The sequence below is a fragment of the Streptomyces sp. RG80 genome (genome assembly GCF_040446465.1).
Taxonomy (GTDB): Bacteria; Actinomycetota; Actinomycetes; order Streptomycetales; family Streptomycetaceae; genus Streptomyces.
Genome location: NZ_JBEAAJ010000013.1, coordinates 190,981 through 211,666, shown reverse-complemented (window position 1 = coordinate 211,666; position 20,686 = coordinate 190,981). Strand labels below are relative to the sequence as shown.

The 20,686-nt window shown below is 72.2% G+C and carries 17 protein-coding genes and 1 pseudogene; 14 read left to right on the top strand and 4 right to left on the bottom strand.

Going from position 1 to position 20,686, the window contains the following annotated elements; translation table 11 throughout:
* Positions 1–5 precede the first annotated feature (5 nt).
* Together ABKA17_RS38935 and ABKA17_RS38930 are read right to left on the bottom strand one after the other, a co-directional pair.
* Positions 6–761 carry a hypothetical protein gene (locus ABKA17_RS38935; RefSeq protein ID WP_353697109.1) on the bottom strand — a complete coding sequence of 252 codons (756 nt, stop codon included), beginning with the start codon at positions 759–761 and terminating at the stop codon, positions 6–8.
* Entirely contained in the window at positions 758–1,636 is an 879-nt protein-coding gene (locus ABKA17_RS38930; protein WP_353697108.1) for an effector-associated domain EAD1-containing protein, read from the bottom strand. Before ABKA17_RS38930 ends, ABKA17_RS38935 begins: the two co-directional genes overlap by 4 nt.
* 208 nt (positions 1,637–1,844) lie before the next feature.
* On the opposite strand from ABKA17_RS38930, the gene ABKA17_RS38925 reads away from it, so the two are divergent.
* Genes ABKA17_RS38925 through ABKA17_RS38910 form a run of 4 tightly spaced genes read left to right on the top strand, consistent with a single transcriptional unit; the run spans position 1,845 to position 7,713 of the window.
* On the top strand, positions 1,845–3,968 hold the full coding sequence (locus ABKA17_RS38925) for a serine/threonine-protein kinase (protein WP_353697107.1): 2,124 nt from the start codon (positions 1,845–1,847) through the stop codon (positions 3,966–3,968).
* On the top strand, positions 3,965–5,815 hold the full coding sequence (locus ABKA17_RS38920) for a hypothetical protein (protein WP_353697106.1): 1,851 nt from the start codon (positions 3,965–3,967) through the stop codon (positions 5,813–5,815). The genes ABKA17_RS38925 and ABKA17_RS38920 overlap by 4 nt, the downstream gene beginning before the upstream one ends.
* Before the next feature lie 9 nt (positions 5,816–5,824).
* Positions 5,825–7,138 carry a hypothetical protein gene (locus tag ABKA17_RS38915; protein WP_353697105.1) on the top strand — a complete coding sequence of 438 codons (1,314 nt, stop codon included), beginning with the start codon at positions 5,825–5,827 and terminating at the stop codon, positions 7,136–7,138.
* Entirely contained in the window at positions 7,135–7,713 is a 579-nt protein-coding gene (locus ABKA17_RS38910) for a hypothetical protein (RefSeq protein WP_353697104.1), read from the top strand. Before ABKA17_RS38915 ends, ABKA17_RS38910 begins: the two co-directional genes overlap by 4 nt.
* A gap of 216 nt (positions 7,714–7,929) precedes the next feature.
* Here the strand turns inward: ABKA17_RS38910 and ABKA17_RS38905 are convergent, their stop codons facing one another.
* Both ABKA17_RS38905 and ABKA17_RS38900 read right to left on the bottom strand, forming a co-directional pair.
* A complete protein-coding gene (locus ABKA17_RS38905) occupies positions 7,930–8,337 on the bottom strand; it encodes a CoA-binding protein (protein WP_353697103.1) in 408 nt (135 codons plus the stop codon).
* Between the two features lie 191 nt (positions 8,338–8,528).
* Positions 8,529–8,714: pseudogene (locus tag ABKA17_RS38900) on the bottom strand (TetR/AcrR family transcriptional regulator); the annotation flags it as partial.
* 11 nt (positions 8,715–8,725) lie between these two features.
* Between ABKA17_RS38900 and ABKA17_RS38890 the strand changes: the two are divergent.
* From ABKA17_RS38890 to ABKA17_RS38845, 10 genes are all read left to right on the top strand, one after another.
* Positions 8,726–9,220 (top strand): FAD-dependent monooxygenase, encoded by a 495-nt coding sequence (locus ABKA17_RS38890; RefSeq protein ID WP_502994515.1) that lies wholly within the window; start codon positions 8,726–8,728, stop codon positions 9,218–9,220.
* Positions 9,221–9,422: 202 nt separating this feature from the next.
* The gene (locus tag ABKA17_RS38885) at positions 9,423–10,199 is read left to right on the top strand and encodes a hypothetical protein (protein ID WP_502994519.1); all 777 of its coding nucleotides are present in this window, start codon (positions 9,423–9,425) and stop codon (positions 10,197–10,199) included.
* Entirely contained in the window at positions 10,196–10,738 is a 543-nt protein-coding gene (locus ABKA17_RS38880; protein WP_353697101.1) for a SixA phosphatase family protein, read from the top strand. The genes ABKA17_RS38885 and ABKA17_RS38880 overlap by 4 nt, the downstream gene beginning before the upstream one ends.
* Positions 10,739–10,850: 112 nt before the next feature.
* Positions 10,851–11,477: a YigZ family protein gene (locus tag ABKA17_RS38875; protein WP_353697100.1), complete on the top strand. Its 627-nt coding sequence runs from the start codon at positions 10,851–10,853 to the stop codon at positions 11,475–11,477.
* Between the two features lie 201 nt (positions 11,478–11,678).
* Positions 11,679–11,888 carry a DUF6243 family protein gene (locus tag ABKA17_RS38870; protein ID WP_353697099.1) on the top strand — a complete coding sequence of 70 codons (210 nt, stop codon included), beginning with the start codon at positions 11,679–11,681 and terminating at the stop codon, positions 11,886–11,888.
* A 243-nt stretch (positions 11,889–12,131) separates the two neighbouring features.
* Positions 12,132–13,085, top strand: coding sequence for a Ppx/GppA phosphatase family protein (locus ABKA17_RS38865; protein WP_353697098.1), 954 nt, complete (start codon positions 12,132–12,134; stop codon positions 13,083–13,085).
* A 221-nt stretch (positions 13,086–13,306) separates the two neighbouring features.
* On the top strand, positions 13,307–14,281 hold the full coding sequence (locus ABKA17_RS38860) for a GNAT family N-acetyltransferase (RefSeq protein ID WP_353697097.1): 975 nt from the start codon (positions 13,307–13,309) through the stop codon (positions 14,279–14,281).
* 125 nt (positions 14,282–14,406) lie between these two features.
* Positions 14,407–14,745 (top strand): trypco2 family protein, encoded by a 339-nt coding sequence (locus tag ABKA17_RS38855; protein WP_353697096.1) that lies wholly within the window; start codon positions 14,407–14,409, stop codon positions 14,743–14,745.
* A 34-nt stretch (positions 14,746–14,779) separates the two neighbouring features.
* Positions 14,780–18,253: an NACHT domain-containing protein gene (locus ABKA17_RS38850; protein ID WP_353697095.1), complete on the top strand. Its 3,474-nt coding sequence runs from the start codon at positions 14,780–14,782 to the stop codon at positions 18,251–18,253.
* Positions 18,254–18,373: 120 nt separating this feature from the next.
* Positions 18,374–20,533 (top strand): MMPL family transporter, encoded by a 2,160-nt coding sequence (locus tag ABKA17_RS38845; protein WP_353697094.1) that lies wholly within the window; start codon positions 18,374–18,376, stop codon positions 20,531–20,533.
* Positions 20,534–20,686 lie beyond the last annotated feature (153 nt).

Here is a 20,686-nt window from a genome sequence, read left to right as displayed (position 1 = left end):
CCCCGTCACCGGCTGTCCCGCAGGGAGTTGAGCATCAGACAGGGCACCCCCGGATGCTGGGCCTTCCAGTCGTCGTAGCAGACCAGCCCGTGGTCCGGGTCGCGGTGGACGGCGCTGGCGCAGGTCGGGGCGTGCGGCGAGCAGGTGCAGTGGATGACCACCTCGTCCGGCCGGAAGGTGTGACCGCACACCCAGCACCGGTGGCGGGTGGGCGCCCCGTCGCCCGGGCCGGGGTGGAGCCGCAGCAACGGGTGGTCGCGGTGCAGCCGTACGGTGCACAGTTCCGGTGGCGGCGGGTTCGCCTCGTCGAGCCCCGCGTGGAACAGCGCGGCCGTCGCGGAGGACCGGGCGGCGGACTCGGGGTTGAGGCAGTCGAGGAGCCGGCTGCGGTGCTTGAGGACGACCCCGGGATCGGTCTCCGACCGCTTCTGCGCCCGTTCGATGGAGATCTGCTCGCCGAGCCGGAAGGAGTGGTGGCAGACGGGGCAGGTCGTGCCCGCCGAGCCGAGCTTGCGCAGCAGTTGGGAGGTGACCACGGTGACCTCCTCACCGGGCGCGTCGTCCCAGTCGGTGCCGGCTCCGGAGTCGCGACGCCCGCCCGCCTGCCCGAGCAGGAAGTCGTACGCCGCCTGGCTCGGTCCGCCGGCGGTCTGTGTCCCGGTCTCCGCGCGCTCCCGTTCCTGGCTGCGGCGGCGCCGCTCGGCCACGTTGACGCCCTGCGGGACGTGCACGCTCACGGTGCGGCGCGGCGGGTCCGTCATACCGTGTCGCCCTCCCGGGCTCGCACCTCGCGCCGCAGGTCCGGTAGGCCGCGCGGGCCCAGACCGGCGCCCGCCCGGCCCCGGTCGAAGGCGCCCTGCCAGGACTCGCCGAGGGCGAGCGCCGCGTAGTAGTTCCGGCAGAAGGCCAGTGCGTCCTCGTCCGCGAGCCGCTCGGGGGAGCCGATGACCTCCCGCGCGTGCGCGCCGATCACATCCAGATAGCGGCCCAGGTGGCAGGCGTTGAGGACCACCACGCTCACTCCGCCCACGGCGTCGAGGACCGCGGCGAGGGCCTCGGCGCCGACCGGGGCGACCGAGCCGTCGTCCTCCTCCAGCAGCAGATGGCCGCTCGGGGCGCCGTGCCCACCGAAGTGCAGTACGTCCGGCTTGTGTTCGGTGAGCGCCGGGATCACGTCCTGCCGACGGGTCGCGGCCGACAGCCGGATGTCGAGGGTGCGCTGTCGCCCACGGCGCGAGGCCTCCTCGATGGTGCGGTACTCGTGCCGCAGCTGGAGCCGCGAGGCCTCCTTGGGTCCCGCGAGCAGGCACAGCACGGTCAGTTCGGCCGGCGGGGCGTCGGCGGTGGCGCCGGGCCCGGCCGTCGCCGAGTGCAGGACCGCGTTGCCCGGATAGTCCCGGGCCGCCTCCGCCAGCAGATCCTCCAGGGTGAACCGGAACGCCCCGTGCTCGATCCTGCGGCAGACCTCGAACCAGGTGCTGAGCGGAGCCTGCGAGCCGCCGAAGTGCGGCAGCCGCGCCACGTCGGCACCGAGCCGGTACAGGAGCTGCTGGGCCTCGACCGGGTCCGCGTACAGCGTGGCGACCTCCCGCAGCACCCCGTCGCGGTGCAACTGCCCCGCCGTCAGTGCCGCCACGGGCGCCCCCTCCCTCGTCGTGCCTCGACTGTACCGGCCACGCGCGATCTCCGACTCGCCTTCGAGCAACCGAAGTTGATCAGCCGTCAGAGGTTTACGGACGGCAACCGCACTCGTTCAGATGCTCTGTCTGAAGCAGGGTCCGACAGGGCAGCGTTCTGTGATAGTTGGTCTTCAGCGTGGTCAACGGGGAGGGGACGCTGGGGTGGTGGAATTCCGGGGGCGACGGCCCGGATCCGGAGACGGGGAAGAGGCGGTCTTCGACCTCGAGGCGGAGACGGGGGAGCGCGCCGCGTTCGAGCTGCCTCCCTACCAGGTGCGGCGCTACCGCCGGATGCCCGGCCGGCACCCGGTCATGGTGCAGGAGGCGATGGGCCCCGAGGCCGAGCGGCAGATGCGCCGCCACTTCGAACTCTTCGGCAGCGTCGTCGACTTCCACGGCCCGCACGTCCCCCGGCAACTCGCCCACGTCCTCGCCCACTCCTGCGACGACCCCGAGCGCCCGCACCGGCTGCTGCTGGACTGCCGCGGCGAACGCCTGGCCGACCTCGCCTCCCCGGACCGGCTGCACGGCCCCCGGCTGCGCACCGTCGTACAGGACCTCTTCGAGGCCGTCGCGGCCCTGCACCGGGCGCGGCTCGTGCACGGCCGGATCAGCCCCGAGCACCTGTGGTGGGACGAGGCCGAGGGACTCCAACTCGCCGGTCTGGAGGGCGCGGTGTACGCCACCGAGCCGCTGCCCGACCGGCCGGTGACCCGCTGGGACGCCCCAGGTTTTCGGCCCGGCATGCTCGCCGCCGCCGACCAGGACGTGCTCAGCGCCGCCCTGGTCGCGTTCTGGATGGCCACCGGCGAGAACCTGCCGCGCGGCGCCTCGCACGCCTACCTGCACAGCCTGGCCGCACAGGGCCACGAGGACTGGCTCCAGGACCTGATCCGCTCGGCGTTCCCGCTGGGCTCCGACGTGTCCCCGCCCGCCCGCGAGCTGGCCCGCCGCCTCGCCGACGGCGCCGTCCCGCAGGGCCTGCTGGAGCGGCCGATCGCGGACCGGGAGCGGGAGCGCGAGAGCCGCGGCCGCGAGGAGTTCCGGGCCCTGCGCGCCCGGCAGCGGGCCGGCGCCGGGAGCCTGCGCTCCAGACGGTCCGCCACCGTCACCGGACCGCCCGCGTGGTGGCTCAGGGCGGCGCGGCGGCTGCGGATCCTGCCGGACCGCCCGCTGCACGGACTCGGCGCCGTCGAGTGCCCGATGTGCCTGCGGGCGCTGGACTGGGACACCGCCGAGCGGGTGGTCCCCGACGCGTCCGGCGACATGGTGCCCGAGGCGGACCTGCCCACCCACTCGGCCGCCGAACGGGACGCCCAGCTCGCCCGCACCTATGTCGTCTGCCCGGGCAACGACGACGTACCCCGCCACGAACTCCCCGACCGCTACCCGATGTTCGGCACCGAACCGGTGCGCATCGGGCTGGTCGGCGCCTCCTCCACCGGGAAGTCCCATCTGCTCGCCGCGATCATCGACCAGGCGCGCAAGACCACCGTCATGCGGCACTACGGGCTGCGCGTCGAGGCGTTGGACCCGCAGCGCTACCACCACTACCTCAACGAGGTCGTCGCGCCCTTCGTCGACCGCCGCGAGGAACTCCGGGCCACCGCCGATCGCCCCGACCTGCGCTACGCCACCGGTCTCGTCGTCACCGACGAACACTCCGGCCGATCGCACAGCGTGATCTTCTTCGACGTGGCCGGCGGCCGCCTCGAACGCCCCGGCCGGGAGGCCGACTTCCTCAACCGGCTCAGCGCCCTGCTGTGCGTCGTCGACCCCACCCGCATCCCCGGCCTGACCACACAGAGCGGTACGACCGGCCGCGACCCGGCGTTCGAGCACGTCCGCCAGCGGCTGCGCCAGCAGGCCGACCCGGCCGTCCCCCTGCTGTCGGTGCCGTGCGCGCTGGTCGTGACCAAGAGCGATCTGCTGCGCTTCCGCGGCTACCGCGAGATCGACGACTGGCTGCACGAGAAGCCGGACGCCGAGAGCGATCTGAGCACCGTCGAGCGGGAGAGCGAGGACGTGTACGCCTTCCTCGCCGCCCGCGGCGGCGGCGACTGGCTCCAGCTCGCAGGCGAGTGCCAGGGCTCCACCCTGCACCTCGCCTCCGCCACCGGAACCGGCCCCCGCGCCCAGACCGACCCGGCGGCGGCCCGTCGCTTCGACGAGACACTCTTTCGTCAACACCGGGTGCTGCGGCCGCTGTTGGCGCTGTTCGCGATGAAGGGCGTCATGACCGGACCGGCCGCGGACGCGCTGCTGCGCGCGGGAGGCCACGGCACATGAGCCCGCCCGCACCCGGCGGCCCGCGCGCCGACATCACCGTCTACCGCTGGTCCGAGCGCTCCCTGACCGGCCGCGGCGACGTCGGCCCCGTCACCACCTCCCTCGACCGCGAGGCGCTGCTGCGCTGGAACAGCCGTATCGAGAACATGGTGTGGGCCACCCAGGAGCACCCCGGAGACACCGCCCCCGGCTTCGTCTACCTGCGCTACGGCCCCGAGGCCGCCGTGCTGCGCAAACTCCCGGTGCGCGACCCGCACGGCCGCGCCGGCTCCACCCTCACCCACGTCCTGACCGGCCCCGCCACCGGCATCGACCTCCACCTCGCGCTTGCCGCCTGCCGCAGCGACTGGGACGACTGGCTGCCCCCACAGGTCCGCCAGGACGCCCTCCTCGACGGCGACGGACCGCGGGAGGCCGCCGCGGAGAACCCGCAGCGCGTCCCGCTGGACCTGCTGCGCCGACTGCTCCTGGAGGAGAAGCGGCTCCTGGACGCCCTCGACACGGCGGCCGCCGACCTCCCCGACGAACTCCTCCTGCGGCTCGCCGAGGCGCTGATGGAGGAGCCCGGAGCGCCCCTGACCGTGCTCGGCTCGCCCGTCGACGGCGAGGTCGTCGTCCACGCCCTGGCCGGGCTGCTGGGCCGGGTCGTCGCCGGCAGCTGGAGCTTCGCGACCCGCGAGGAGAACGACGGGGCCAAGGACCTGCCCCGGTTCGTCTTCGTACGACGTGACAGCGCCGGCACCCTGCAACCGGGCCGGCGCCGTATCGACGCCGAGGCCGCCGCGGGACCCGGCGGCCCGCTGCGCGACCAGGCCGCGCGACTGGTCGCCTTCCAGCGCCGCCGGGGTGGGGACGCGCTGTCCCGGCTGGCGCCCCCGCAGCCGATGGCCACCTCCGCGCAGATCCGCGACTGGGCCGCCGGGCACCAGGTGGCCCCCGGGCTGATGAGTGACGTCACGAGCCTGCTGGAGGCCGCCCCGGACGGCGACCTGTCGCAGAAGGAGGACGCCTATCTGCGCAGCCCCACCTCGCTTCCGCGCGTCCAGCTGGAACTGGACCGGATGACCGACGGGCAGCTGGCCCGCCTGGTGTCCCGGTGGCGGCCGGACATCCTCGCACTGGACCCCTACCGCCACCTTCGGCCGGAGATCCACACCTGGGCCCTGCACCGCTGCCTCGACTCGGCGGCCGGCGGCGCCCCCGACCTGGTGCGCGAGCTCGCCGTGCGGCCGCCCGAGGACCGGGTGGCGCTGCGGGTGCTGCACGAGCGGATGGAGCGCGCCGCGCACCGCCGGACCAGCTTCGACGTGCTTCCCCTGCTGCGCACGGCCCAGGAGATCGGTGTCTCCCGGACCGCGCTGGCCGACATGATGAAGGTGATGGTGGAGCGCTTCGCGATGGCCGCCCTGCTGAGCGAGGTCGACCGCATCAGCCGGGTCGCGCCGGACCAGGCCCGCACCCTGCTGGAGAACTGCACCCGGCGCCGCGACCTGGCCAGGGAACGCCGCGACCCCTTCGACGTACTGCGCCGCACCGGGTTCCTCGCCGACGCCGTGGACCGGATGGCACCCCAGAGCCCCTGGCGGGCGGTCCATTTGTACCGGCTCGTCCTGCTGTGCACGGTGGGGGAGTCGCCCGGCCAGCGCGAGGTGCTGGAGGTCCTGGACGCCGCCGGGCGCACCCCCTCGCCCTACCTCCTTCAGGCGCTCACGGACTGCTGCCGCCGGGGCAAGGCGCAGGACACCGTCCACGCCGCCGTCGTCCAGCAGTACTTCCGCGAACATCTGCCCGCCCGGCCGGACGACGGACACGGCCGTGACACGTCCCGCCGCGACCCCTGGTACTGAGGAGAGGTTTTGGCCAGCAGGAAACCCACCCGGCACCAGCCCGCGCCACCCACCCCGGAGCCGCTGTCCCCGCCGTCCGAGCCCGGGCATGCGCCGCCCGCCCCCGAGCCCTCGCTCGCCCTGCGCACGGCCGCCGACCGGCTGGCGGAGCTGGCCGAGGGGTGCCCCGAGGACAGCGCCGGCCGCTCCGTGCTGACCTGGATCGCCGACGACGCCCGGGCGGGCGGCCGCGCCCTGTCCGGCGTGAACCTGCTGCACGCCTATCCGCCCGACACGCTGGTGCCGGACGAACCGCCGCGCGACCGCGGCCTGATAGCCGTGGTGTCCACGCTCCGGGACGTGGCGGTCTTCCTGCCGATCGTGCTGACCTGGCTGTCCCTGTGGTTCGCGTTCCGGGACTTCGAGGACGCCGAGAAGGGCACCAACTTCCTCACCCTGTGGGCCTCGGGCCTCGGCGGCACCGCGGTCCTGCTCGTCGTCGTCCTCATCGGCGGTGTGGTCCTCGCGACCCTGTGGCTCCAGCGCCTGCAATGGGCCGCCGAACGCGATGGTTCCCGCGAGCGGTTACGCGGGCAGGTCGCAGGCCAACTGGCCGTCCTCACCATGGAGCTCGCCAAGTACGCGGTCCTGGAGGCGCAGGCCGTGCCCGCGGGCCAACTCGTCGGCATCGCACGGGACATCACCCGCAGCACCGCCGAACTCTCCCGCACCATGTCGGACAGCGCCGACCGGATGGCGAGGATCTTCGAGCCCGGTCCGGAGGGCAGGTTCGTCACCGCGATCGACAAGTGGACAGAGTCGGCGGGCGAGTTGGGGGCGATGGGCCGCTCCCTGACCGTCCCGCACGAGCTGTTGCGGGACTTCGCCGCGATGCGCGACGACCTGCGCGCCGACGAGGCGGCGACCCGGGAGTCCCTCACCCGGCTGCTCGGCGAACTGCGCAAGGCGGCGGGCAACTCCCAGGAGGCCAACCGGGTGCACGCCACGGTCGCCGACGAGGTCTCGGAGACCACCCGCAAGGTCGGCGTGGCCATGCAGTTGCTGAGCGACAACAGCGAGCGGATGTACTCCTACATGGACGCCCTGGAGCGGGTCCTCGCCCTGCTCCAGAACGACCGGCCGGGCGGCTTCGCCCCGCTGCCGATGTCCAACTCCGACGGTTCGCCGAACGGCTCGTACAACGGCCACGGCACGGGCGGACGCGGCAACGGCCACGTCGGCCCGCCGCCCCCGGCCGAGACCCCGCAGTCCAACGGCGGTGGCGCGACCCCGCCGCCGCGCCGCCCCGGAGACGACTGGTACGGCGAGGGCGGCCAGGGATGAGGCGCCGCCCGACGGGTACCGGCGTCGCCCCGCGCCATCTCGCGGGGTGGCTCTTCGCGGACCTGTTCCTGGTGCTGTTCCTCGTGGCGCTCGGCATGGTGGCGTCCGACGGCACGGACGAGGCGTCGGGCGCCGGAAAGTCACCGCGTCCGTCCGCCTCACCCTCGGCCGGGTCGCCGTCCCCCTCCGGAACGGCCAAGGGCCCCTTGGGACTCGACCCGAAACGGCACACCTTCGCCGTCTCCCTCTCCTCGGGAGCGACCGGCCGCGCCGCCGGCAAGGGAGGCCTCGACGCGGCCGACCGCAAGAAGGTCGTCGCGGCCCTGGACAGGGAGATCCGCGAGAGCGGCGACGGCCGCCGCATCGGCATGGTCATCACCTTCGGCGTCGCACCCCAGGCCCAGCTCGGCCCGGCGACCGACCTGGCCGAGGACGTGAACGCCACGCTCAAGTCCCGTCGCCCGGAGGCGTTCTGCGGGGGGAACGTGGGGACACGGCCGTTCTGGTCCGGGGGGTCGGCGGACCGGGTGGAGGTCGAGCTGTACTACATCAACGCGTGCGACGGGGGCCGCTAGCGACCGTGAGCACGGCGCGTCCGGTGTCGGCGACGAACTCGGCGTACCGCGCGTTGGTCACCGCGCAGGCGTCGATCCGGAAGGGCTCGACGCGTGGACCCGGCGGGGCGCCAGCGGGGGGCCGCTCCTTCAGGGCCGGGCCGCCCTCCGACGGCATGCGACAGGGGGCGGGGGACCTGACTCGTGCCTGCCGTGGGGCTGGGTGAGGTTGCTGTGTCAGCCGAGCCGGGGGATCTCGATGGCGGGGCAGAAGTCCATGACCATGTCGAGACCGGCCGCGCGGGTACGGTCGTACGCCGCCTCATCGATGACCCCCAGCTGGAACCAGACCGCCTTCGCGCCCCGGGCGACCGCCTCGTCGGCGACCGGGCCGGCCAGGTCGCTGTTGACGAACACGTCCACGACGTCCACCGGGAAGGGGATGTCCGCGAGGGAGGCGTACCCCTGCTCGCCGTGGACGGTCTCCGCCTTGGGGTGCACGGGCACGACGCGCTTGCCGTAGCGCTGGAGCACGTCCGCGACGCCGTAGGCCGCGCGCCGCTGGTTCGACGACAGGCCCACGATCGCCCAGGTGTCGCCGAGCTCGGTGAGGATCTTGCGGATCGTTGCTGGGTCGCCGTACACGCTCGGCCTCCTCGTGGGTCCTGCCAGGAATGGTGTGCGCGACAACAGCGCGCGCGGCGCGGGGATTCCCCGGGTGACGGGGCGGCGGCCGCTACCGGCGGAGCGGGGGGCGGTGACCGGAATCGGACGAAGCCCACCGGGACCGCGCCGAGGCCGCCGAAGCGTGCCTCGGCCCTGCCCGGCGGTCAGGGTCATGCCCCGTTCTTCGCCGCCATGCGCGTGGCGGCGTCGAAGACGAGCTCGGCGTGCAGTTCGAACATGGCGACGAGGTCGACGGCGTCGCCGTGGATCTCCCGGTGCACGAACAGACCGTCGGCGCCCGCCACGGCGTAGGTGGTCAGGGTGTGCACGGAGGCCTCGTCCAGCTCCGGGAACAGCAGGTGGCCTGGTGAGTGCAATCAGCGCCGAGGACAGAGCCGAGGCCGGCGCCGGGGACAGCGCTGGGGACAGCGCGTACGACGTGGCGGTGATCGGGTACGGGCCGACGGGTGTCGCGGCGGCGAACCTGCTGGGGTCGATGGGCCTGAGGGTCGTCGTCCTGGAGCGTGACGCCGACTTCCTGCGCGTCAACGAGCGCCACCACTCCATCGCCGTCGCCGCCGTCCGGGGCCTGCCGATCGACCCGATCCGCACCCGCGTCCAGCACCTCAACATCCAGGCCGCGTCCCTGGACGACCTGGCGCAGAGCTACGACCGCGTGCACGAACTCGGCTTCGACATGGCCCTGTCGGTGGGCCGGCACACCAACGACAAGGAGCTCTCCACCAGGGCATCAGCATCTGGGGCCACCGGCCCGTCGGCCGGACGATCGTCGACCTGCTCGACCCGTTCCAGTACGGCGCCCGCTCGCTCGCCCACCCGGAGGCGACCGTGCCCACGCTGAGCGGCAGCGGCATCCCGGACGACTGACCAGCGCGAACGCCGGGTCGGCCTGCTGTGGGGTGCAGCGGGTAGGGCGGTCGGCGGCGCGGAGGTGGCCGCTGCCGGGATACGCCGCGCGCGTCGCGCCGGGCCCGCCTGTACGAGGTCGGCTCGGGCAGTCGTATGCCCCGCGGAGCCGCCGCCGTGACCGGAATCCGTGCCACCTGCCTGCGCACGGCTCCCACCCCGCCTACGCTCACCTCGTGCTGAGCATCATCGACGCCCGAACCGGCGACCCCGTCCCCGCCCGCCGAGGCCTGACCCGCGTCGAGGCGCATGTGCCGGGGTACGACGCCACGGCCCTGCGCGTCCTGCTCGTCGCCGACGTCCTCGTCCGCGCCCTGGAAATCGGCGGCACCCAGGTCTGGACGCTGCTCGGCGCCGGACGGGACCGGGCGGAACTCCGCGCGGCCGGCGCGGCCCTGGGCATCCGGCCCTTCGAGGACGGCGGGGACACCGGCTCGGGACCGGGGGAGGGACGGGTCGTCCATGTGGTGAGCGAGGGAGGGGCGGCGCCGGACGGCGTACGGGTGGCGGTCGCACCCGTCGAACCGGCCGATGCCTTCGAGGACGCAGCGTCGACACCTGGAGTCCTGGCCGGCGCCGACCCGGGCGATCTCCGCCTGGCCCTGCTCGCCCGCCGCCACGGCCTCCCCGTGCGCCTCGACGCCGCCGCGCTGGACGACGCCCACGACACTCTCGCCCGCTGGCGCCGAGCCGTCGCCGGATGGGCGCGGCAGCCGTCCAAGCCGGTCCCCGACGAGGTGCGCGAGGAACTCCGCAGCGCATGGGAGGACGACCTGGACGTACCCGGCGTGCTCCGCGTCCTGCGCCAGGTCGAGACCGCCGACCTGCCCGAGGGTGCCCGCTTCGAGACGTACGCCTACGCCGACCGGCTCCTCGGCCTGGAGCTCACCCGCGACCTGGGAACCCTCGCGTGATCGCGCGCGCCGGAGCCGGTCCGCTGCGCCGTCTGGTCGTGCTGCGGCACGCCAAGTCCGCCTGGCCCGAGGGGGTCCCCGACCATCGGCGGCCGCTCGCCCCGCGCGGCCGTCGGGACGCGCCCGCCGCCGGACGCGTGCTCGCCGAGGCCGACTTCCTGCCCGACCTCGCGCTGTGCTCCACCGCCGTACGGGCCCGCCAGACCTGGGACCTCGCCTCCGCCCAGTGGGGCACCCCGCCACCGGTCCGCCACGACGCGCGCCTGTACGGCGCCGACGTCCCCGAACTGCTGGAGGTCGTGCACGAGGTCCCCGCCGAGGTCGAGACGCTGCTGCTGGTCGGCCACAACCCCGGCCTGGAGGAACTCGTCCTGCACCTGGCGCGCGACGGCCTCGACGACACCCTGGAGCGGGTCCGCCTGAAGTTCCCGACCGCGGCAGTCGCCGTACTGGCCTGGCGCGGCACGGCATGGGAGGCCCTCACCTCCGGCACGGCACTGCTGACATCGGTGACGGTGGCACGGGGCAGGAAGGAGTGAGGTGGCCGCGGCGGCACCGACCGGCGTGGTCCACAGATCATCCGCCCACCTGTGCCCCTCGCCCCCCTCCTCGGGGGCGGGCGACCCGGGACGCTCCGCATAGGGTGGCCGGATGCCGGACGAGTACCGCACAGTCGCCCACGCGGGCGTGCACGAGACCGAGGTCAACCGCTCCCGCTTCCTGTGCGCCCTCGCCCCCGCGGCCACGGAACAGGAGGCCCAGGACTTCATCGCGGGCATCCGCAAGGAGCACGCCGCCGCCACCCACAACTGCTTCGCCTACGTCATCGGCGCCGACGCCGCGATCCAGAAGGCGAGCGACGACGGCGAGCCCGGCGGCACCGCCGGCGTCCCCATGCTCCAGATGCTGCTGCGCCGTGACATGCGCTACGTCGTCGCCGTCGTCACCCGCTACTACGGCGGGGTCAAGCTCGGCGCGGGCGGCCTCATCCGCGCGTACGGCGGCGCGGTCGGCGAGGCTCTGGATGTCCTCGGCACCCGCACCCGCCGCCGTTTCCGCCTCGCCACGGTGACGGTGGACCACCAGCGCGCGGGCAAGGTGCAGAACGACCTGCGCGCCACCGGCCGCGAGGTCCGCGACGTGCACTACGGCGAGGCGGTCACAATCGAGATCGGCCTGCCTGACGCGGACGTACCCGCCTTCGAGACCTGGCTCGCGGACGTCACCGCCGGGACAGCCGGGTTCGAACTGGGCGGAGAGGCCTACGGCGATGCCTGAAAGGCGTGACATCGCGAGCCGGGACCGCGGAAAACCTGGTGTGCGGGGTCGACGGCACCGGGTAACGTCACGGTCATGTTCTTCCAGACGCCGATTTACGAGTGAGAGCGTGATGGGCCCCTGCTGACGTCCTTCGACGTCGCCGCGCCCGTCCCCCACCGATGAATCCGTAGATCACTTCACATCATTTCGGGAGAACCCGTGAGCAAGAACATCAACAACCCCGTGGGCATGGGCGGCGGCCAGCGCAAGAAGCTGTCCCGCGCCGAACGGCAGAACAACGGCCCGCACCGCAACCTCGACCGCCAGGGTGCCGCCGACCAGAAGGCGGAGCTGGTGCGCAAGATGCGCGAGAAGACAGGCGCAGCCGAGGGTGCCGGGCAGACGGGCGAAGACCCCGCACAGAGCTGACGCATCGCATGAGGCAGGGCCCGGACCGCGACACGTGGTCCGGGCCCTGCGGCAGTCCCGGGATCTCCGGAGCGCCGCGATGATCGCCTTGGCCGAAGGGATTCTGCCGGGCGGAGGGTGTACGCGTGGTGACGATATGCTCACATGCCGGCGCGGAATCCCCGGCGTGCCGTCGTCGACGGGTGTGGGGGACGGGGAAAAGTGCCGGCTGAGAGGAGCGCGGAGGCCTTGGGAGGCGATGGGATGCGGCAGGCAGGCGTGCTCGATGTCGGGTGCCACAGTGCTCTGCTGACGGTGGTGCGGCGGCGTCCGGGTACGGTGCTGGAGCCGGTGTTCTCCCGCAAGGTGCGGCTGAGTCTGCACGAGACCCTCGACCACGACGGGCGGCTGGAGAAGGCCGGCATGAAGAGTGTCGAGCGGGCGGTGGCCGAGGCCGTCGCCGCGGACCCGCGTCTGCGCGGCCCGGAGGTGTTCGCGTTCGCGACCTCCGTCATCCGGGACGCGCCCAACCGCGACGAGGTCATCGCGCGAGTGGCCCGGACCACCGGCACCCGCCTGCGTGTGCTGACCGGCGAGGAGGAGGCGCGGCTGGCCTACGTGGCCGCTCGCCAGTGGGCCGGCCCGACGGACGGGGAGTTGCTGGTCCTTGACATCGGCGGCGGCACCGTGGAGATCGCCTCCGGCACCGGAGACCGGCCCCGCGTCGTCAACTCGCTGCCGCTGGGCGCCCGGAGGATCACCCGGGACTGGCTTCCCGGCGGCACCGCGCCGTCCCCACGCCGCCTCACCAAGGTCCTGCAGCACCTCCGTGAGTCTCTGGAAGCCGTCCCCGACCTGCCGCGGGCCGAGCCGGGAGGGCGGGTGCTGGCCTGCTCCAAGACGTTTGAACAACTCGCCCGGCTCGCCGCCGCCCGGAGCAGGACACGGCGCACAGGGCGACGCCTGACGTTGCCCCAACTGCGCACGGCAGTCTCTCTGTTGGCCGATGCGCCACCGTCCCGTCGTGCCAAGCTGCCGGGCATCTCCCGGCACCGCGCCGAGCAGTCCCTGGCCGGAGCCTTGGTCGCGCAGGCCCTCATGGAAGCCTGCGGGGCCAAGAGCGTCGAGATCTGCCCCTGGTCCACCCGGGAAGGGCTGTTGCTCGAACACCTCGGCGTGACTCGCACCCCGGCCGACCGCCCCCGCCTCGCCGGCTGAGCCCAGCGGACCCGGCCTCCCTGGCCGATTACAAGGCCGCCGAGTCCGCGCGGCTGATCCACCGGCCTTGCCCGGGCGCCCGGCCTGACCCGGTCGAGAAGTCGGCCGCCCGGTCGTCGGGGAACGCGGTCGCTCGATCCCTGGGGTGCCGCCGGAACTGTCGCTTCGCCCGTGGCGCACGTCCGTGGTGCGATGGAAGGGGGGCGGAAAGGAGAGCGATCATGTCCGCAGCGAAGCGCACGGGTGTCGCCGCCTCGGTCCAGATCCGCCCGCTGGTCGAGCCGGACCTGGACCGGGCCGACGAGATCTTCAGGGTCGCCTTCGGGACCTTCCTCGGGTTCCCTGAACCGGAGACGTTCTTCGGGACCGCCTACTATGTCCGCACCCGCTGGGCGGCGGATCCACAAGCGGCCTTCGCGGCGACCGTCGAGGGCGAGGTCGTCGGATCGAACTTCGCCGCCGACTGGGGCAGCGTCGGGTTCTTCGGCCCGCTGACCGTTCGTCCGGATCTGTGGGACCAGGGCATCGGCAGGCACCTCATGGAACCGGTCATGGCCTGCTTCGACACCTGGGAGAACCGCCACCTCGGCCTGTTCACCTTCGCGCACAGTCCCAAGCACCTCGAGCTCTACCGGCGGTACGGTTTCTGGCCCCGATTCCTTACAGCCATCATGAAGAAACAGGTCGTCGCCAGTGCCCCGGTCCCCGGCCGCGTGCTGTACGGCGAGCTGACAGCCGCCGAGCGGCCCGACGCGCTGAGCCGCTGCCGCGTCCTGACGGGAGCCGTGCACGAGGGCCTGAGCCTGGAGCGCGAGATCATGGCCGCACAGGCGCAGGGGCTCGGCGACACCGTCCTCATCGAGGGCGCCGACTCCGGTCTCGACGGTCTGGCTGTCTGCCACTGCGGAGCGGGATCGGAGGCCGGCGAGGACGTGTGCTTCGTCAAATTCGGCGCCGTACGCCCTGGCCCGGGCGCCGCGGACCGGTTCGAACGACTGCTGGACGCGTGCGAGCAGCTGGCCGCCGAGAAGGGCCTGGGGCAACTGGACGCCGGAATGAACCTGGCCCGCCAGGACGCCTACCGGCGCATGGTCGACCGCGGGTTCCGTACCTGGCTGCAAGGCGTGACCATGCACAAGCCCAACGAACCCGGCTACAGCCACCCGGACGCCTACGTGATCGACGACTGGCGCTGAGTCGACCGCCCTGTCCCACCCGACATCGTCCCGGAGTCGGAGCGGCTGTCGGCCGTCTGGCGTAGGCGAGGTTTCATCTTGACCAACTCATGTGCCAAACAGGCGATTTGGGCAATAGTGGACTCATGAGCGGGGGGACACAGAACGGCATGCACGGTATTGGACTCGCGGAGGCAGTGGCCGCGTTGCGAGCGGAGCTGCTCACAGCCCTGAGCGAGGGCGACGGCTCACGGGTCCGGTTCCGGGCGAGATCCGTACAGGTGGAGTTCGAGGTCCAAGTGCAGCGCACAGCGGCAGCAGCGGGTGCCATCAAATTCTGGGTCGTATCGGGTGACGCGTCGGCGGCGTCCGGACGATCGGCGGCTCACCGGGTGGCCCTGGAACTGGAACCGGTGGACACCGGCGGCGCCGGCGATCCGCACGAGTTGATGATCGCGGGCGCGCCCACCCCGCTTCCCGATTGACGCCTGACTGATGCGCGGGCTGGATCCCGGACGCGTGGTCGAGCTGTGGTCGGGAGTCCCGGGTTCCGGGTACCTGGTGGGGCCTCGGGCGATCCTGACCGCACGGCATGCTGTCGCTTCCGGGCCGGCGGCCGACGGGGAGATACGGCTGCGGCTGCTGACACCGGCCGGCGCCGCGGTGCCACGCGGCTGGAGCCGGGGGCACGTGCTGTGGGAGAGCGAGGAACTCGACGCCGCCCTGGTCGTGGCCGGTATCGACGCGGTGCCCCGGTCGGTCCCGGAGGTCGCGTGGGGCCGGCTCGAGGATCCCTGGCCGTTGCCGTGCACCGCGGTGGGCTTTCCGGAGCGGGCCCGCGTCGGCGGCACCCGCGACGCGGACCAGCTGGAGGGCGTGATCGTGCCGGTCGCCCAGCACAAGCAGGGCCGGATCGCGGTCGATGTACGGGGCGCGGGACAGGGTGGCACGGACTCGTGGGGCGGCTTCTCCGGGGCCGGCCTGTTCGCCGTCGACCGGCTGATCGGCGTCGTGAGCGCCTTGGCGTCATCGCCGTCGTACGGGGGACGCCGCCTGCACGCCGTACCTGTGACGGCGCTCTGGGACGATCAGGGCTTCCGGGCAGCCGCGCGGGAGTTGGGACTGTCGGGGGCGATGACCGCGGTCGTCCCGGTACGTCCCTCGGCGCCGCCTGGTGACTTCGGGCCGAGCGCGGTTCCTCCTCCGTGGCGGCTGTCGATGCTCGACGTGGTGGACCGCCATTGGATCAAGGGATCACTGGAGCGGTCGTTTCAGGAGACCGTACAGCTCGATGTCGCCTGCTCCAGGGTGCCGGATCTGGAACCGGACCCCTGGGAGCAGGACGACGGCTGGGACAGCGGGGCTCCGCAGCCCGCGGCGCCCCTCACCGTGGATCAGGTGGTAGCCGAGTGTTTGGTCCCGCCTTCCGGCAAGCGGATGTTGATCGTCGGAGAACCCGGTTCCGGCAAGACCGCGCTCCTGCTGGGCATCGCGGAACGGCTGCACGGATATGCCCTGCAGGATCCGCGAGAGCCCCTCCCCGTTCCTCTGCTGCTGCAGAATTGGCGAGATCCGAAGGAGCCGTTCGCGGCCTGGGCAGCCCAGGAAATTGCCCGCCGGTACGGAGTTCCTCAGCCGCAGGCGGCCAAATGGCTGGCCGGCGGCGCGCTGTTCCTGCTGGCGGACGGCCTCGACGAGATTCCCGCAGGGTCTCGAGAACAGTGCCGTGCCGCGCTCGCGGCCTTCCTGGCCGACCCGTCCTATGCCCAGGTCGGGATGGTGCTCACCTCACGGGAGACCGAGTACCGCGACGGGCCGCCGCTTCCCGTCACCGCAGCCGTCCGTATCGAGCCGCTGAGCCGCCAGGCAATCCTTGACCGGCTCGCGGAAGCTCCGGGGGACTACCGCACCCTGTCGCAGGCCGTGGCCACTGACGACACACTCGCCGAGCTGCTCACCACACCGCTCATGCTCGGCGTTGCCACCGCGACGCTGCGGGACATAGACCCCGAGAACGCGCACGTGCTGCCGCACGGCAGCAGCGACGAGCGCCGCAGGCAGCTCTACCGCCGCTATCTCGAACACCTGCTGCGACGTCCTCGTGCCCTACGCCCCAGAGTGTCGACGGGATCCGCCCGAGCCACCCTCGCCGCCGTACGGCACCTGGTGCCGCTGGCCCGGATGATGCAGACCCGCAACGAGGCCGTGTTCCTCCCTGACTGGATCACTCCCGAGTGGAATGCCGCAGGCTATGCCGCCAGATCTCCCTGGCAGCCGGGGATACGCCACCGGGCGGGCACCCTCGCCGCCATGCTGATCGCTCCGGCCCTGTTCGCCCTGGTGGGTATGCCGCTGTTCACGGGCGCCGGCGTGCTGGCGCATCGAGGCACGGACATCGCGGTGCTCACAGCGGCAGCGGGCACCCTGGCCTTCGCGCTGGGCCGCGGTTTCCAGGTCGTGCCGGAACGGGCCTGGGCGAAATGGAGGTGGTACTGGGCGGCGGCGAGCGGCGGCGCGCTGATCGGGGCCGTCATCGCTCTCGGCGTGTGTCTGGTGTCCAGCATGACTCTGGGATCGGTATCGGACACCCCTCTCGTCCTCTACGCGGTCTGGGGGCTCGGCAGCGCCGTAGTGGTCGCGATCACCCTTGCCCTGAAATCGGACTGGGAGTCGATCGATCTGCTGCACCGGGCGCCGGCATTGGTGACGGGAGCACTGGTGGGCATCGAGACGGGCGGTGTCCAGTCCCCTTGGAACGATGCCTTCTCGTACGAGGGCCTTTTGGAGAACCGCGACGAACCAGGTCTCTTCGAAACGCTGGGGCACGTGATCGTTCATTTTCCGGACCCGTTCTTCGACGGCACCAACGTCGGTCTCGTCGCCGGGATACTCGGAGCGATCGCGGGCGGCTGGGCAGGCGGTGTCGCGTTCGGGTTCACGTATGGCCTCATGGGAGCCGTGCCGGGCGGGCTCTCCATGTGCATCACCTTCGCCCTCGTCAGTGGCCTGGTGCCGGACGAGGAGGCGGTTCCCTCCGCTCCTTCACAGGCACTGCGCGCCTCGGCCAAGGTGGCGTCGCGGTTGTGCCTGGGGTTCGCGGCCATTGCGCTGGCCGTGCTGGTGGTGACCGCGGGGCTGGATGGTCCGGCGGCCCAGGTCGGTGCCCTCCTGTTGGTCGCTTTCGCGCTGTTGGTCGGCAGCGGCCCCGGTAGGACGTGGCTGGCCTACTGGTCGACGCGTTGGGAACTGGCAGCCCGCCGGGTGCTGCCCTGGCAGCTGCGGACTTTCCTCTCGGATGCGTCGGAGAGAGCCTTGCTGACCCGGACAGGAGGTGGGTTCCGGTTTCTGCATGTGAGCTTCCGCGACTACGTCGCCGGCCTCGGCGAGGACGCGGTGACGCGAACCGGCAAGCTGACGGATCAGGCAGATCCTGCCTGGTCAGTACAAGCAGTACACCCCACGAGCTCGGCGGGCGGATCGGCGGCAGATCTGGCGGTGCTGCGCGCATGGTGGCAGGAATCCTCGACCGGCGCCCTGGTGGCCGCACTCGGGCGGGCACTGGGACACGGTCTGCTCCGGCTGCTGCCGTCCGTCGGCGGGGGATACCTGCTGACCTCCATCATCACCCTGCTCTTCGGCATCGGGGACGACAGTTTCTGGCTTCTCATGCTCCTGTGCACGCCGATCGCCGGAGCTATCCATCTCGCAGTGCGTTTCGGCCTACCGGCCCGACTCGGGGTTCAGCCGCGAGACGTCGGACAGCGTTTCAAGGGGTGGCTGAGCTCCTTGGACGCGCAGTACCCGGTCCTTTACCCGACAGCAGTGCGGACTCTGCTCGGCGCGTTCGTCGGCTACGTGCTCGGCGGTGTCGTCGCCGAGCTCACCGGCAGCGGCCCGAGCACCGGCGACATTCTCGGCTACCTACTGGCAGGAATGGGGGCAGCCGCAGCGCTGCTGCTCTCACTCCGGCGTCGGAACACAAGGCATCGATGATCAACATCACCCTCTACAACGGACGCCGGTTGCTGCACGGCCTCTAACGGTCGTCTCAGGTTCGCTCAATAAAACGTACGCATCAGATGAGCGACGCAACCCGTATGTAGGAGGCCAGTGATGGCAGTCGACGCAGTGCCGTCCCGGGAAGCACCGGCCGGTCGGTTGGCAGGTCGGTGGGTGCCGTGGTTAGTGATCGGCTTGTGGTTGGCGCTGGCCGTGTTCATGGTGCCGCTGAGCGGAAAGTTGAGTTCGGTCACCACCGACAGCGCCGTGGACACCCTGCCGGCCAGTGCCGAGTCCACCAAGGTCGCGGTGCTGGACGACAGTCTCCCCGAGGGTGACGCCAGCGAGTTCGTCTTCGTGTACCACCGCGACGGCGACATGACCGACGCCGACCGCGCGACGGTCGAGCGCCACTACGACACCCTTGCCAAGCGGTACCCGCCGAAGGCGACGGCGACGGCGGAGGCCGACGAGGACGACGAGGGCCCACCGGTGAGCCGCTCCGCCGACGGCAGGGCGATGACGTTCACCCTCGAGGTGAGCACGACCTACGGCGCACCGGAGGACATCGTCGGCCCGTTGCGTGACGCCGCGAAGGACCGCCCCGCCGGCCTGGAACTCGACGTGACCGGTCCGGGCGCGATCGACGGCGACATGGACGCCGTCTTCGACGGCATCGACGTGCAGGTCCTGCTCACCACCATCGCCGTGGTCACGCTCCTGCTGATCCTCACCTACCGCAGCCCGGTGCTGTGGATCATCCCGCTGGTGGCTGTGGGCGCGGCCGCACTGACCTCGATGGCGACCGTCTACCTGCTCGTCAAGGGCTTCGGCATCGTGGTCAACGACCAGAACTCGGCGCTGCTGACGATCCTGGTGTTCGGCGTCGGCACGGACTACGCGCTGTTGCTCATCGCGCGCTACCGGGAGGCACTGCACCACCACGAGAACGTCCGGGTCGCGATGGTCCACGCGCTGCGCGGCGCGGCGCCGGCCATCGTCGCGTCCGCGGCCACCGTGGTCGCCGGCCTGCTCTGCCTGCTCGTCGCCGACCTGAACAGCACCAGCGGGTTGGGCCCGATCGGCGCGGCCGGCATCGTGTGCGCGCTGGTGGCCATGCTGACGCTGTTCCCGGCGGTGCTCGTGGTGCTCGGCAGGCGGATCTTCTGGCCGGCCGTCCCGCGGGTCAGCACGGCCGTGGAGGAGAAGCCGGGGTTGTGGGGACGGCTCGGCACCGCCATCAGCCGCCGCCGGTGGGTGGCGACGCTCGGCTCGCTCGGAGTCCTCGGCGTGCTCGCCCTCGGGCTGGCGGGCAATACCGGCAACCTGCGGGAGCAGGACCAGTTCCTGTCCGCGCCGGAGTCGGTCACCGGCTTCACCGTTCTCCGCCAGCACTTCCCTGAGCTCGGCGGCCAGCCGATGACGATTTTCACGCGGCCGGCGCACCAGGAGCGGGTGCTCGACATCGTCAAGGACACTCGCGGTGTGGCCCAGGCCGTCCCGGAGCAGACCAGCGGTGGCTGGGCCAACATCTCCGTGTTCCCGAAGGACGCGCCGGACACCGTCGCGGAGTACGACACGATTCTGCGGGTGCGCACAGCCGTGCACGCGGTGAGCGGGGCGGAGGCGATCGTCGGCGGGCCGAGTGCGGAGAACCTCGACACCGAGGTGACCACCAAGAGCGACGAGAAGCTGGTGATCCCGCTGGTGCTCGTCGTCGTCCTGATCGTCCTCGGGCTGCTGCTGCGCGCGATCCTGGCCCCGCTGGTCCTGATGGCCACCGTGATCGTCTCGTTCGCCGCGGCCTTCGGCGGCAGCGTGTTCGTCTTCGACACGATCCTCGGGTTCAAGGGCATCGACAATTCGGTGCCGCTGCTGGCGTTCCTGTTCCTGGTGGCGCTCGGCGTCGACTACAACATCTTCCTGGCCAGCCGGGCCAGGGAGGAGACCGTGCGCCTCGGCACCAGGGAGGGCATGCTCAAGGCACTCTCCGCCACCGGAGGCGTCATCACCTCGGCAGGCGTGGTCCTGGCGGCAACGTTCGCGGTCCTCGTCACGCTTCCGCTGGTGATGCTGGTCGAGGTCGGGTTCCTGGTCGCCTTCGGCGTGCTGCTCGACGCCCTGCTGGTGCGGTCGGTCCTGGTGCCCGCCCTCACCCTGCTGATCGGCCGACGGATCTGGTGGCCGAGCCGGCTGTCCCGGCCGGCGGCGGAGCTGCCGGACAGCCAACAGCCGCTCGCCGACGCCGAGGAGGAGCCCGCGCTGCAACGGTGAGCGCGGCGGCACGGACGAGATCCGGGACGGGGCCAAACGCCCGTCCCGGATCTTTTCGTGGGCCCGACGGCCGCCGCCCCTTGGTCCTGCGCCACGCGCCGGGCTGGGATTGGCGCATCGCGGTGTCCTGCCCGGCGGTGGACCGCCTTGGTC

Coding starts and splice junctions, on each gene's coding strand:
- ABKA17_RS38910 (WP_353697104.1), top strand. CDS start 7,135: ATGAGGCGCCGCCCGACGGGTACCGGCGTCGCCCCGCGCCATCTCGCG.
- ABKA17_RS38855 (WP_353697096.1), top strand. CDS start 14,407: ATGAGCGGGGGGACACAGAACGGCATGCACGGTATTGGACTCGCGGAG.
- ABKA17_RS38860 (WP_353697097.1), top strand. CDS start 13,307: ATGTCCGCAGCGAAGCGCACGGGTGTCGCCGCCTCGGTCCAGATCCGC.
- ABKA17_RS38920 (WP_353697106.1), top strand. CDS start 3,965: ATGAGCCCGCCCGCACCCGGCGGCCCGCGCGCCGACATCACCGTCTAC.
- ABKA17_RS38865 (WP_353697098.1), top strand. CDS start 12,132: ATGCGGCAGGCAGGCGTGCTCGATGTCGGGTGCCACAGTGCTCTGCTG.
- ABKA17_RS38845 (WP_353697094.1), top strand. CDS start 18,374: ATGGCAGTCGACGCAGTGCCGTCCCGGGAAGCACCGGCCGGTCGGTTG.
- ABKA17_RS38875 (WP_353697100.1), top strand. CDS start 10,851: ATGCCGGACGAGTACCGCACAGTCGCCCACGCGGGCGTGCACGAGACC.
- ABKA17_RS38935 (WP_353697109.1), bottom strand. CDS start 761: ATGACGGACCCGCCGCGCCGCACCGTGAGCGTGCACGTCCCGCAGGGC.